Consider the following 13,172-nt stretch of genomic DNA (forward strand, 5'->3'; position numbering starts at 1 on the left):
ATGGAAAGCGAATACAAACTCCTCAGCGGCGCGATGGTGACCCTTGCGCTGGCCACCGCCACCCTGGTCGTGCTGCCCTACATGCAGCTGTCCGACGTGCAGCCTTCCGAAGGCCTGAAACCCTATACGGAACAGCAACTGCGCGGGCGCCAGGTCTACATCGAGATGGGCTGCGTCTACTGCCATTCGCAGCAGCCGCGCAGCCAGTCGCAGGCGCCGGACTTCCAGCGTGGCTGGGGCCGCGCGCCGGTCGCGGGCGATTATTACTACGATCACCCGCACCTGCTGGGCACCATGCGCACCGGGCCGGATCTGTTCAACATCGGCGCCCGCCAGCCCAGCGTGGACTGGAACCTGGGTCACCTGTACGAGCCGCGCGCCTACACGCCGGGCAGCAACATGCCGTCCTTCCCCTTCCTGTTCAAGCTCAAGGACGAGGCCGAACCCGGCGACAAGGTCGTCAACCTGCCGCCCAGCTTCGCGCCGGCCGGCAAGGTCGTGGTCGCCACGCAGGATGCCCTGGACCTGGTGGATTACCTGATCGGCCTGGATCACACCTATCCGGTCAAACCCGGCGTGCAGTTGCCCGAACTGCCCCAGCAAGCCGGCAGTGAAGGAGCCAAGCAATGAGCGATTCCCTATTCAACCAGCAGCGCCGCGAGCAGCCCGAACCCCACGAGGGCAGCCGTCCGGTCCCCAAGATCGTGCTGACGGTCATCGGCCTGCTGCTGTTGTGGGCGGTGTATCACCTGTATAGCAGCTTCAATCCGATGCCGGCGTCCTTGGGCGACGACCGCGTGGCGGCCGACTTCGCCGTGCCGGCCACGGCCGATGGCGGCCAGCTCTACACGGCCAATTGCGTGGCCTGTCACCAGGCCACCGGTGCCGGGGTGCCGGGGGTCTTCCCGCCGCTGTCCAAGTCCGAATGGGTGGACGCCAAGGATCCGGGCGTCATGATCCGCATCCTGCTGCATGGCATCCATGGCCCGCTGACGGTCGAGGGCGTGAAGTACAACGGCGAGATGCCGAACTTCTCCAAGTTCTCCGACGAGGAGATCGCCGCGCTCGTGACCCATGTGCGCTCCAGCTTCGGCAACACCGCTTCGGCGACCGATGCCAAGACGGTCGCCCAGGTCCGGGAGGAAACCAAGGGGCAGCAAGAGCCCTGGAAGGGCGACGAGGACCTGCGCCCCCTGCTGGGCGAATAGCCTTCGCAGGGCCGGCAGCGTGCGCTGGATTCTTGCGCTGGTCCTGGCCCTGGCGGCCGGCACTGGTGCGCTGTACGGCCTGACCGGCGGCTTCACCGTCCTGACGGCCGAGGCCGCGCGCCGGCAGGACGTGGCCCGTCATCCCCGGGCGATTCCCGCTACCGAGGTGCTGGCCGAGGACGGCGGGGTCCTGGATCTGCGGCAGGACCTGGAGCGCGACGGGCGCGTCGCCATCGTCAATTTCTTCTATACGCGCTGCATGGCGCTGTGCCTGGCGCAGGGTTCGCTCACCGAGCGCCTGCAGCAGGCGATCCAGGCGCGCGGCCTGCAGGACCGCATCCGGCTGATCAGCATCAGTTTCGACGCCCGCGACAAGGCACCCAACCTGATCCGCTATGCGGCCCGCATGGGTGCCGACTCCCGCATCTGGCAGTTTATGTCCTTCACGCAGCCTGCCCAACGCGATGCCGTGCTGGATCTGTTCGGCATCACGGTCGTGCCCGCGCCGTTGGGGGAATTCGAGCACAACGCAGCCTTCCACGTCGTGTCGCCCGATGGCCGGCTGGTGCGCATTTTCGATCTGGATGATCCGGGCCTGGCACTGTCCGCCGCCGAGGCTCTGGCCGCGGCGGGCAGGGGAGGCCAGCCATGAGCATGTCCGGCCGTTCGGGATCTTTGCCCTGGTGGGGGTGGGGGGTGGCCGCACTGGCGTGCCTGGGCCTGGCACTGGCGCTGCGCGGCTGGCTGACGGCGCTGATGAGCCTGCACATGCTGGTCCAGATTCCCCTGCTGGTGCTGGCGGGACTGTTCGCCGAGCAGGCCTGGCACGCCGGCCGGAACCGGGATCCCGCCGGCCGGCCGCGCCCGGCCTGGTCCTATAATGAATACGGTATTCCCGGCCTGCTGCTGGTCAGCCTGGTCGGCGCGGGCTGGATGATTCCCAAGGCGCTGGACGATGCGCTGACGGACTGGCGCGTGGCGGCGTTCAAGTACCTGGGGTTGCCGGTCTGCGGCTGGGTGCTGCGGGCTTCGCTGCGGCGATCCAACGTCGTCATCAAGCTCTTTTTCCTGGGCAATTTCTGCTGGATGAGCGCCATCGTGGGCATGATCTACCTGGATCAGCCCATCCGCCTGTGCAATGCCTACCTGCAGGACGACCAGGATTGGTCGGGCCGCGGGCTGATCGCCCTGGCCATCGTCCTGCCGTCGTGCTGGCTGCTGGCCGAGCTCAAGCCGGTGTGGCGCTTCCTCAACCGTTGACAAGGATTTCTCATGGAACAGGTGATGCACGAGACGGCCATGGAACCTGCGCGCGGACGGGCCGCGGCTTCGGGCTGGCGCCGCAGGATGGGCAGGCTGGATGCGATCCTGGCCGAGGCCGGCCGCGCCCTGCAGGTGCTGGATGGCACGGTGCCCCACGAGCGGGCCAATCCCGCGGGTCCGGCGGCGGCCGACGATCCCGCGCTGACCGATGCCGAGTCCCGCCATGCCGCCGGCCTGATGCGGGTCAACCACGTGGGCGAGATCTGCGCCCAGGCCCTGTACCGGGGCCAGGCACTGCTGTGCCGGGACGAGGGAATCCGCCGCGTGCTGCTGCGGGCCGCCGAAGAAGAAGTCGACCACCTTGCCTGGTGCCGGCAGCGCCTGGACGAACTCCGCAGCCGCCCGAGCCTGCTCAATCCCCTGTGGTATGCCGGGTCGTTCGGCCTCGGGCTGGCCGCCAGCCGCGCGGGAATCCCCTACAACCTGGGCTTCATGGCCGAGACCGAGCGCCAGGTCGAGGAACACCTGGACGGCCACCTGGCCGCATTGCCTGACCCCGACCAGCGTTCGCGGCGCATCGTGACCCAGATGCGCGACGACGAGATCGGCCACCGCACCACCGCCGAGGACCACGGCGCGGTGCCGTTGCCCGCGCCCGTCCGGGGCGCCATGCGGCTGATGTCGAAGATCATGACGACCACCGCCTATCGGATTTGAGCCTGGCGGGCTAGGGACTTACCCTGCTTTGTGATCAAAACACAACAAAGCCCAGGGTATTGTCTATTGACAACAAATTGATCTTGCATCGCAGCAAGTTTCTTCTATATAATTTGCTTATCGGATGTCGAAACGTGATTGCAGCGGGAAAACCCCTAATCACGTCGGCTCGGAACCCCAGGTTCCTCGTAGCCCGACATGCCACGGTTGTCTCCTCCACCCTCCTCCTTTGGTGGATTTAGCCCAGGATCTTCGGATCTTGGGCTTTTTTTTGCCTGTGCCGGGCGGCCCTTTCTATTGCGCTCTCCAGGCCCCCAGGCGCTCGGACAGCCGGTCGGCCAGCTTGCGGATGGCCTGCCCCGCGCGCTCTTCGAGCGCCGGATTGGCTTCCAGCGAACGGATGCTGACCGCGACCCCGGCCACGGCTTCGGGATTGCGCGAATCGAAGACCGGTGCCCCGAAGCAGTACATGCCTTCGCGCACCGCCTCGCGGTCGATCGAATACTGCCGCTGGCGGATCTGCCGCAGTTCGGCGATGACCGATTCGGTATCGCGCAGGCCGTGATCGGTCAGGGGGGCGGGCCAGCCGCCGGACAGGCCATCCAGCAGCCTGCGCACGCCGGCATCGGGCAGGGTGCTGAGCATGGCCAGGCCGGTGGCGGTATAGACCGCGGGCAGGCGCATGCCGGCGTGGAACCGCAGCCCCAGGGGGTGCTTGCCGTTGCGGCAGGCGATGTAGACGACCTCGGCGCCGTCGCGCACCGACAGGGTGATGGTTTCTTCCGGCAGGACGCGCATGTCGTCCCAGGAGGCGAAGAATTCCTGGGTGATGTCCAGCCGTGCCATGAAGGCATTGGCCCACATCATCACGTGCGGTCCCGGTACCATCTGGCCGCCGTCCAGTCGCGTGATCAGGTTCAGGTGCTCCAGCGTGGCGCACAGGCCGTGCAGGCTGCTCTTGGGCAGTTGCAATTCCCGGGCCAGTTCGGCCAGGGTGGCGGGGCGGCCGGTGCGGGCCAGCAGGTCCAGCACGGCCGAGGCGCGGGCGACGGCCGGCGCAAGTATCTTGTCGGTGTTCATCGGGGAATCATCGCAGGGGCGGCGGAAGGGATGCGCCGGGCACGCGCCATGCCGGCGGATTGACGCCCGGCCGTGCCGGCCAGTATCATCGTTGCGTTCATTCAAGCAAACGTCGTTCATTATACTGAACGATCAAACGGAGCACAAGCATGCTGGCATTGAAAAAACCGGACCTGCTTCGCCAGCAGGCCTATATCAATGGTCAATGGTGCGATGCGGATTCCGCCGCTACCTTCGACGTCCGCAATCCGGCCACGGGCGAGATCCTGGGCACCGTGCCCGACATGGGCGCGGCCGAGACGCGCCGTGCCATCGAGGGCGCCCAGGCGGCCTGGGGCGCCTGGCGCGCCATGACCGCCAAGGAACGCGCGGCGATCCTGCGGCGCTGGTTCGATCTGATGACCGAGCATGCCCAGGACCTGGCCGTGATCATGACGGCCGAACAAGGCAAGCCCCTGAGCGAATCCCGGGGCGAGATCGCCTACGGCGCAGCCTTCCTGGAATGGTTCGCCGAAGAAGGCAAGCGAGCCTATGGCGACGTGATTCCCACGTTTGCCAGGGACCGCCGGATCGTCGTCACCAAGGAACCCATTGGCGTGTGCGCCGCCATCACGCCCTGGAATTTCCCTTCTTCCATGATCACGCGCAAGGCGGGCGCCGCGCTGGCGGCGGGCTGCCCGCTGGTGGTCAAGCCGGCCGAGCAGACGCCGTTCTCGGCCCTGGCCCTGGCCGTCCTGGCGGAAGAGGCCGGGGTGCCGCCGGGCGTGTTTTCCGTCCTGACGGGAGACGCCCCCGCCATCGGCGGCGAGATGACCTCCAGCCCGCTCGTGCGCAAGGTCTCGTTCACCGGATCGACCGAGATCGGGCGGCTGTTGATGGGCCAGTGCGCCCCATCGATCAAGAAGCTGTCCCTGGAACTGGGCGGCAACGCGCCTTTCATCGTGTTCGACGATGCCGATCTGGATGCCGCCGTGGAAGGCGCCATCGCCAGCAAATACCGCAACGCCGGGCAGACCTGCGTATGCACCAACCGCTTCTACGTGCAGGATTCGGTCTACGACGCCTTCAGCCGGAAGCTGGTGGAAGCCGTCGGCAGGCTGCGGGTCGGCAACGGCCTTGAAGAAGGCGTCACCCAGGGGCCGCTGATCGACGAGGCCGCCGTGGCCAAGGTCCGGGAGCACATCGCGGATGCCGTTGCGCAAGGCGGGCGCATCCTGACCGGGGGACGGCCCCATGCGCTGGGGCACACGTTCTTCGAGCCCACGGTGCTGGCCGATGCGCTGCCCACGATGCGGCTCGCCCGCGAGGAAACCTTCGGCCCGCTGGCCCCGCTGTTCCGTTTCGGCAGCGATGCCGACGTCATTCGCATGGCCAACGATACCGAATACGGCCTTGCGGCCTATTTCTACAGCCGCGACATCGGCCGGGTGTGGCGTGTGGCGGAGGCGCTGGAATACGGCATGGTGGGCATCAACACCGGGCTGATCTCCAACGAGGCCGTGCCTTTCGGCGGGGTCAAGCAGTCCGGGCTGGGGCGCGAGGGCTCCCATTACGGGCTCGACGATTACCTGGTCGTCAAATACCTGTGCATGGGCGGCATCTGATCACCTGACTCGCCGGCAGGGCCACGCGGGCGGACACTCCCGCGTGGCCCTTTTGTTGCATCTGTATCCGCTGCGCTGCACCACAGGTTACAAAATTGGCCGATAATCTCGTTTTGCTCAACGGGATCCACTTGAACGCCTCCAATCTGTCCGCCACGCTCAGCTGGCCCATCATCGGGATCGTGGCCTTCATGGTCGGCGGCCTGATTGTCGTGTCGGAGCGCTGGCATGGCCGCCTCACCGGCGACACGGACATGCACAAGCCGCAGGCCATGCATTCCCGCGCGGCGCCCCGGGTGGGCGGTCTGGCCGTGGTGGCCGGCAGTCTGGCTGGCTTGCTGGTGCTGGGGCCCAGCAACATGACCCTGACCTGGCTGTGGCCGGCGTTGTTCGTTTCCGCGCTGCCCGTGTTCGTGGCCGGGCTGCTCGAAGACATCACCAAGGACATCGGTTCCGGCAAGCGCCTGCTGGCGGCCTTCGTGTCGGCCGCCATTGCGTGGTGGCTGCTGGGCGGCGTCTCGCGCGTGGGGCTGTCGTGGGCCGACGCGCTGCTGTCATCCTGGCCGATCATCTCGCTGCTGTTCACCATGGTGGCGGTCGGCGGTTGCACGCACGCCCTGAACATCATCGACGGCATGAACGGCCTGGCGGGCATGATCGCCACCCTGATGGCGGTGTCGCTCGCCCTGGTCGCCTGGCAGGTCCAGGACATCCCCATCTTTCTCATCGCCACGTCCCTGGCTTCGGCGACGCTGGGTTTCCTGGTCTGGAACTTCCCCTTCGGCCGGGTTTTCCTGGGCGACGGCGGGGCGTATTTCGTCGGCTTCATGCTGGCCGAGCTGGCCGTGCAGCTGGTGGTGCGCAACCCGGGGGTATCGCCCTTCTATGCGCTGGCGGTGCTGTTCTACCCGGTCTTCGAGACCCTGTTTTCCATCTGGCGCCGCAAGTTCAAGCGCGGCGTGCCGGTCGACCAGCCCGACGCGCTCCACCTGCACCAGCTGGTGTTCCGCCGCCTGGTGCGCATCACCTTCAGCCGCGACCGCCGCCATGCGCTGCCGGCATTGTGCAACGCCATGACTTCGCCCTATCTGTGGGTGCTGGCCCTGATCGGGCTGGTGCCCGCGACGCTCTGGTGGGACAACGCCTGGGTGCTGTGCTTCAGCATGGCGGTCTTTGCCGGGGTCTATATCTGGCTGTACATCCGCCTCGTCACCTGGCGCAGGCCGCGCTGGCTGCTGCTGCCCTCCTTGGGGCGCGGCGTGCGACGCGATTAAAATTCCACATTGTCAAATCGGCATACATGCCGGGGAGAACCAAATGAACATTCAGGACGTCCGTCTGGCCGTCGTCGGTCTGGGATACGTGGGCCTGCCGCTTGCAGTCGAATTCGGCAAGCACCGCGATGTGCTGGGTTTCGACATCAACACGCGACGCATCGAGGAATTGCGCGCCGGACGTGACCATACCCTGGAAGTCGACGGCCCGGAACTGGCCCAGGCCACGCACCTGCGCTATTCGTCGGATCCGGCCGAGCTGGCCGCCGCGAATGTGTTCATCGTGACCGTTCCCACGCCCATCGACGAGTACAAGCAGCCCGACCTGACGCCCCTGGAGCGCGCCAGCGAAACCATCGGCCGCGTCCTCAAGCGCGGCGACATCGTCATCTACGAATCCACGGTCTATCCCGGCGCCACCGAAGAAGTCTGCGTGCCTGTGCTCGAGCGCATTTCCGGGCTGAAGTTCAACGTCGATTTCTACGCGGGCTACAGTCCCGAGCGCATCAATCCGGGCGACAAGCAGCACCGCGTCTCCTCCATCCGCAAGGTCACCTCCGGGTCCACGCCCGAAGTCGCCGACCTGGTCGACGAGCTGTACCGCCAGATCATCACGGCGGGCACGCACAAGGCGCCCTCGATCAAGGTCGCCGAAGCCGCCAAGGTCATCGAGAACACCCAGCGCGATGTGAACATCGCCCTGATCAACGAGCTGGCCCTGATCTTCAACCGCCTCGGCATCGACACGCTGGACGTGCTCCAGGCGGCGGGCACCAAATGGAACTTCCTGCCTTTCCGTCCCGGCCTGGTCGGCGGGCACTGCATCGGCGTCGATCCGTACTACCTGACCCACAAGGCGCAGTCCATCGGCTACCACCCGGAAATCATCCTGGCCGGCCGCCGTCTGAACGATTCCATGGGCAGCTACGTGGTGTCCCAGCTGGTCAAGGCCATGACCAAGCGCCGCATCCAGGTGCAGGGTTCGCGCGTGCTGGTGATGGGCCTGACGTTCAAGGAAAACTGCCCCGACCTGCGCAATACCCGCGTCGTGGACATCGTGCGCGAGCTGGGTGAATACAGCATCGACGTCGACGTCTACGATCCCTGGGTCGATGCGGCCGAGGCGCAGCATGAATACGGCCTCACGCCGGTGGCCAAGCCCGAAGTGGGTGCCTACGACGGCATCATCATCGCGGTGGCGCACGAGCAGTTCGCCGCCATGGGCGCCGCCGCATTGCGCGCGCTGGGCAAGCCCGAACACGTGCTGTACGACCTGAAATACGTGCTCGCCGCCGGCGAGTCCGACCTGCGTCTCTGAGGCTGCGGCATGACTTCTCGCTATGAAACCGTCCTGACCGAACTTCGGGCGCAACCACGCACCTGGCTGGTGACGGGCTGCGCCGGCTTCATCGGTTCCAATCTGCTGGAAGCGCTGCTGGAAATGGACCAGACCGTCGTCGGCCTGGACAATTTCTCCACCGGCTACCAGCGCAACCTGGACGAGGTCGAATCCCGGGTCGGTCCCGCGCGGTGGGCGCGCTTCCGCTTCATCGAAGGCGACATCCGCGACCTGGACACCTGCCGGCAGGCGGTCAAGGGCGTGCGCCATGTGCTGCACCAGGCGGCGCTGGGTTCAGTTCCGCGCTCGCTGCACGACCCGATCACCAGCAACGCGGTCAACGTCGGCGGCCAGCTCAACATGCTGGTGGCCGCGCGCGACGCCCAGGTCGAGTCCTTCGTCTATGCGGCATCCAGTTCCACCTACGGCGACCATCCCGGCCTGCCCAAGGTCGAGGATCAGATCGGCAAGCCGCTGTCGCCCTACGCGGTCACCAAGTACGTCAACGAACTGTACGCCGACGTCTTTGCCCGCGCCTATGGCTTCAAGTCCGTCGGCCTGCGTTATTTCAACGTCTTCGGGCGGCGCCAGGATCCGGACGGCGCCTATGCGGCCGTGATCCCGAAGTGGGTGTCGTCGATGATCCGCGACCAGGAGGTCGTGATCAACGGCGACGGCGAGACCAGCCGCGACTTCTGCTACATCGACAACGTCGTCCAGGCCAATGTGCTGGCGTCCCTGGCCGGCCCCGAAGGCGTCAACCAGGTCTACAACGTCGCCTTCAATGCCCGCACGTCGCTCAACCAGCTGTTCGGGTACCTGAGCGACATCCTGGGGCGCAACGGCGTGGCTTATGCGCGCCCCCCCCGCCATGCCGATTTCCGCGCGGGCGACGTGCGCCATTCGCAGGCCGACATCGCCAAGGCACGCACCCTGCTGGGCTACGATCCGCAGTTCGACATCCTGCGGGGCCTGGAGGTCGCCATGCCCTGGTACGTCCAGTTCCTGAGCTGACGATGGCGCGCGGGTCCGACGCGATCTCCTTGGCGGGCAGGTTCTGGTCGTGATCGCGCCGCTGAAGCGCCGGCTGGCGGGCCTGCACGCCGATCACCGCCGCATCGCCCTGGGAGCGGCCCGCGTGGCCTTCTTTCTGCTGATGGGCAAGGCAGTGGGCGCCGTCAAGGAAATGGCGGTGGCCTACCGCTACGGCGTCAGCGATGCGGTGGATGCCTACCAGTTCACCCTCACGATCGCCAACTGGCTGCCGGTGACGCTGGTCGGCGCCTGTTCCGTGGTGCTGATCCCGGCCCTGGTGCGCAGCCGCCAGGGCGAGTCCGCCCAGCACGGCCGTTTCCTGGGCGAACTGCAGGCCTGGGCCTGGGCGCTGGGCGTCGCGGCGGCCATCCTGCTGGGGCTGGCCTGGCCAATGGTTCTGGACGTGGCGGGGCAGGACCTGTCGCCCGCAGTCCGCGACATGAGCCTGCTGCTGATCCTGGGGTTCGCGCCGGCCGCCTTCTTCACGATCTGGACGGGTCTGGGCGCGGCGCGCCTGAGAGCGCACGAACGCCACATCAATACGCTGCTCGACAGCGTGCCGGCCCTGGCGATCCTGGTCTGCGTGCTGGCCGCGCCCGCGGATGCCGGAATCCTGCCGCTGCTCTGGGGCACCCTGCTGGGCTATGCCGTCCAGGCCGTGTGGCAGGATCTCCTGGCGCGGCGCGCGGACCGCGTGCCGGTGCGGCCGCGCCTGAGCCGGCATGCGCCGCAGTGGTCCAGCCTGGCTGCCGCAGCGGGCATCATGCTGGTCGGCCAGCTGGCCATGAGTTTCGTCGGCCCGATCGACCAGTACACGGCCGCCGGGCTGGGCGCCAATGCCAACGCGACCCTGGGCTACGCGGCGCGGCTGCTGTCGCTGATGATCGGGCTGGGGGCCGCCTCGGTCGGCCGTGCGGCCCTGCCGGTGCTGGCCGACATCCAGGCGCGGGGGGACGCGGCGCACGCCCGCGCCATGGCGCTGAAATGGTCGTTCGCCCTGCTGGCGATCGGCGCGGCCGCCGTGCTGGCCGGCTGGTGGCTGGCCCCCTGGCTGGTGTCGCTGCTGTTCGAACGCGGCGCCTTCACGGCGCAGGATACGGTCGCCGTGGCCCACGTGCTGCGCTGGGGCATGCTCCAGCTGCCGTTCTATTTCGGCGTGCTGATCCTGGTGCAGTTGCTGGCCAGCCAGAACCGCTACGGCTGGATGGCGGCGATCGCCGTTCTGAATTTCGGCCTCAAGGCCTGGATGAACACCGTGCTCGCGCCGTCCATGGGTGCGGCGGGCATCATGCTGGCGACCGCCCTGATGTACGCCCTGTCCTATGCCTGCTACCTGGTCCTGGCCTGGCACGTGCAACCCGGGAAGGAGCCCGCATGACCGCCGACCGGATCGACCTGATGATCGTGATCCATTCGCTGCGGGGCGGCGGCGCCGAGCGCGTGGCCGTGGACCTGGCCGCCGGCTGGCAGGCGCGCGGTTGCCAGGTGATGATCGTGACCCAGACGGATGCCAGCCACGACGCCTATCCGCTTCCGGAAGGCGTGCGGCGCCACGCCCTGGGGCTGGCCGGAGACAGCGCGGGTCCCTTGGGCGCCCTGTGGGGCAACCTGCTGCGGATCCTGGCGCTGCGCCGGCTGGTGCAGCGCCATCGGCCCACCATCGTGCTGGGCATGATGACCCGGGGTTCGGTGCTGGCGGTGCTGGCCGCCCGGGGGCGCAGCCGCGTGATCGCCACCGAGCATGCACATCCGCCCAGCCTGCCGCTGCCGGCATTCTGGGAACGGCTGCGCCGCTGGACCTATCCGCGCGCGGACGCGGTCATCGCCCTGACCCGGGGGACGGCGCAATGGCTCGACGAGCACCTGCCCGGCGTGCGCGCCCAGGTCATCCCCAATGCCGTGCGCTGGCCACTGGTCGACGGCGAACCCGTGCTGGAGCCGCCGCGCGCGCCCGGGCGCCGCCGGCTGCTGGCCGTGGGCCGCCTGCATCCGGTCAAGGGATTCGACGGCCTGTTGCGGGCCTTCGCCCAGCTGGCGGCGCCTTTCCCCGACTGGGACCTGACCATCCTGGGCGAAGGCGAGCAGCGCGCCGGGCTGGAATCCTTGCGCGACGAGCTGGGCCTGGGCGATCGCGTCAGCCTGCCGGGGCGCGTCGGCAACATGGCGGCCTGGTACGCCGCCTCGGACCTGTATGTGCTCAGTTCCCAGGCCGAAGGACTATCCAACACCCTGATCGAGGCCATGGCCAGCGGGCTGCCGTGCGTGGCCACCGATTGCGACACCGGCCCCCGTGAGATCATTCGCGAAGGCCTGGACGGCGTGCTGGTCCGGCCGATCGACGATCCGGACGCCCTGGCCGCCAGGCTGGCGGCGCTGATGGCCGATCCCGCCCTGCGGGCCCGGCTGGCCGGCCGCGCGGTCGACGCGCGCGACCGCTTCAGCACCGCGCGCATCATGGCGCTCTGGGAGCAGGTGTTCCAGGGCCGGAGGGTCGGCTGACATGCGGCTCCTGTTCCTAGTCAGTTCCATGCATGGGGGCGGGGCCGAGCGCGTGGCCGCCACGCTGGCCAATGCCTGGGCGCGGCGCGGCGACGAAGTCATCCTGGTGTGCTGCTATTCCGGCCGTGGCCGCTGCGACCAGGCCCTGGACCCGGCCGTGCGCCTGCTGTGGCTGGCCGACCGGGTGCGCGGCCCGGCCTGGCTGCGCCCCCTGGCCAAGTTCGCCGCCCTGCGGTGCCTGGCGCGGGAATGCAGGCCCGACCGGGTGCTGTCCTTCCTGACCAACGTCAACGTGACGGCGCTGCTCGCCCTGCGCGGCCTGGACCTGCCGATCGTCGTCGGCGAACGCACCGATCCGGCCCACAGCGTCAATCTGGAGCCGGCCCTGCGCCGGCTGCGGCGCCTGACCTATCCCTGGGCTCGCCGCGTCGCCGTGCAGACCCGGCGCAGCGCGCACCACCTGCTGCAGGTTGCGCCGGGTGTGCGACGCATTGCGGTGATACCCAACCCGCTGCCCGACGGGTTGCCGGCGTGCCGCCAGGCAGAGCCTGCGGGCGAACGCCGCGTGCTGGCGGCGCTGGGGCGGTTCAATCCCGTCAAGCAGTTCGACCGGCTGATCGAATGCTTCGCAGCGCTCGCCCCGCAGTGCCCGGACTGGGACCTGTGCATCTGGGGCGACGGTCCGCAGCGCGAGGCCTGCCTGCGGCGCGTCCGGGAACTGGGCCTGGAGTCCCGCATCCTGCTGCCCGGCTTCAGCCGGACGCCCTGGGACGATCTGGCCAGGGCGCATGCCTTCGTGCTGAATTCGCGCGTCGAGGGATTCCCGAATGCGCTGCTCGAGGCCATGGCCCTGGGCCTGCCTTGCGTGGCCACGGATTGCCCATCGGGGCCATCGGAATTGACGCTGGGCGGCCGTCTGGCCGATCTGGTGCCCCTGGGCGACGAAGCGGCCCTGGGGCAGGCCTTGTTGCGGGTCATGCGCGCAGGCACCGCCGAACGCCAGGCCCGGGGCCGGGCCGCCGCCGAATCGGTGCGGGCCCGCTACGGGCTGGACGCCGTCCTGCGGGCCTGGGATGATGCCTGGACGGATGCGGACGGGACGATCGGCTTCCAGGACCGGAGCAGCAACGCACCCAGTCCGGCACCCTGAAAA

Annotated in this window: 13 protein-coding genes; 12 read left to right on the top strand and 1 reads right to left on the bottom strand. The window is 68.1% G+C overall.

Annotation, left to right across the window (positions count from 1 at the left end; genetic code table 11):
- Genes ABD022_RS00560 through coq7 form a run of 5 tightly spaced genes read left to right on the top strand, consistent with a single transcriptional unit; the run spans nucleotide 1 to nucleotide 3,188 of the window.
- Nucleotides 1–630, top strand: a complete 630-nt coding sequence (locus ABD022_RS00560; RefSeq protein WP_325125621.1) for a cbb3-type cytochrome c oxidase subunit II — start codon at nucleotides 1–3, stop codon at nucleotides 628–630.
- The gene (locus ABD022_RS00565; RefSeq protein ID WP_343819530.1) at nucleotides 627–1,208 is read left to right on the top strand and encodes a c-type cytochrome; all 582 of its coding nucleotides are present in this window, start codon (nucleotides 627–629) and stop codon (nucleotides 1,206–1,208) included. The genes ABD022_RS00560 and ABD022_RS00565 overlap by 4 nt, the downstream gene beginning before the upstream one ends.
- A 19-nt stretch (nucleotides 1,209–1,227) precedes the next feature.
- The gene (locus ABD022_RS00570; RefSeq protein ID WP_325125617.1) at nucleotides 1,228–1,860 is read left to right on the top strand and encodes an SCO family protein; all 633 of its coding nucleotides are present in this window, start codon (nucleotides 1,228–1,230) and stop codon (nucleotides 1,858–1,860) included.
- Nucleotides 1,857–2,468 (top strand): hypothetical protein, encoded by a 612-nt coding sequence (locus tag ABD022_RS00575; protein ID WP_325125615.1) that lies wholly within the window; start codon nucleotides 1,857–1,859, stop codon nucleotides 2,466–2,468. Before ABD022_RS00570 ends, ABD022_RS00575 begins: the two co-directional genes overlap by 4 nt.
- 39 nt (nucleotides 2,469–2,507) lie before the next feature.
- A complete protein-coding gene (gene coq7 / locus ABD022_RS00580) occupies nucleotides 2,508–3,188 on the top strand; it encodes a 2-polyprenyl-3-methyl-6-methoxy-1,4-benzoquinone monooxygenase (RefSeq protein ID WP_325125754.1) in 681 nt (226 codons plus the stop codon).
- Nucleotides 3,189–3,482: 294 nt separating this feature from the next.
- Here the strand turns inward: coq7 and ABD022_RS00585 are convergent, their stop codons facing one another.
- Nucleotides 3,483–4,268, bottom strand: coding sequence for an IclR family transcriptional regulator (locus ABD022_RS00585; RefSeq protein ID WP_343819533.1), 786 nt, complete (start codon nucleotides 4,266–4,268; stop codon nucleotides 3,483–3,485).
- Between the two features lie 149 nt (nucleotides 4,269–4,417).
- On the opposite strand from ABD022_RS00585, the gene gabD reads away from it, so the two are divergent.
- From gabD to ABD022_RS00620, 7 genes are all read left to right on the top strand, one after another.
- Nucleotides 4,418–5,872: an NADP-dependent succinate-semialdehyde dehydrogenase gene (gene gabD / locus ABD022_RS00590; RefSeq protein ID WP_325125611.1), complete on the top strand. Its 1,455-nt coding sequence runs from the start codon at nucleotides 4,418–4,420 to the stop codon at nucleotides 5,870–5,872.
- A gap of 191 nt (nucleotides 5,873–6,063) precedes the next feature.
- On the top strand, nucleotides 6,064–7,146 hold the full coding sequence (locus ABD022_RS00595; protein ID WP_325125752.1) for an MraY family glycosyltransferase: 1,083 nt from the start codon (nucleotides 6,064–6,066) through the stop codon (nucleotides 7,144–7,146).
- Nucleotides 7,147–7,189: 43 nt separating this feature from the next.
- Nucleotides 7,190–8,464, top strand: coding sequence for a Vi polysaccharide biosynthesis UDP-N-acetylglucosamine C-6 dehydrogenase TviB (gene tviB, locus ABD022_RS00600; protein WP_343819535.1), 1,275 nt, complete (start codon nucleotides 7,190–7,192; stop codon nucleotides 8,462–8,464).
- 9 nt (nucleotides 8,465–8,473) lie between these two features.
- Nucleotides 8,474–9,499 (top strand): SDR family oxidoreductase, encoded by a 1,026-nt coding sequence (locus ABD022_RS00605; protein WP_325125608.1) that lies wholly within the window; start codon nucleotides 8,474–8,476, stop codon nucleotides 9,497–9,499.
- A gap of 52 nt (nucleotides 9,500–9,551) precedes the next feature.
- Entirely contained in the window at nucleotides 9,552–10,898 is a 1,347-nt protein-coding gene (gene murJ, locus ABD022_RS00610; RefSeq protein WP_343819727.1) for a murein biosynthesis integral membrane protein MurJ, read from the top strand.
- On the top strand, nucleotides 10,895–12,019 hold the full coding sequence (locus ABD022_RS00615; RefSeq protein ID WP_343819537.1) for a glycosyltransferase family 4 protein: 1,125 nt from the start codon (nucleotides 10,895–10,897) through the stop codon (nucleotides 12,017–12,019). The genes murJ and ABD022_RS00615 overlap by 4 nt, the downstream gene beginning before the upstream one ends.
- Before the next feature lies 1 nt (nucleotide 12,020).
- A complete protein-coding gene (locus ABD022_RS00620; protein WP_325125604.1) occupies nucleotides 12,021–13,169 on the top strand; it encodes a glycosyltransferase family 4 protein in 1,149 nt (382 codons plus the stop codon).
- The last annotated feature ends 3 nt before the right edge of the window (nucleotides 13,170–13,172 follow it).

The sequence above is a fragment of the Castellaniella daejeonensis genome (assembly GCF_039523555.1).
In the GTDB taxonomy this organism is placed as follows: domain Bacteria; phylum Pseudomonadota; class Gammaproteobacteria; order Burkholderiales; family Burkholderiaceae_B; genus Castellaniella; species Castellaniella daejeonensis.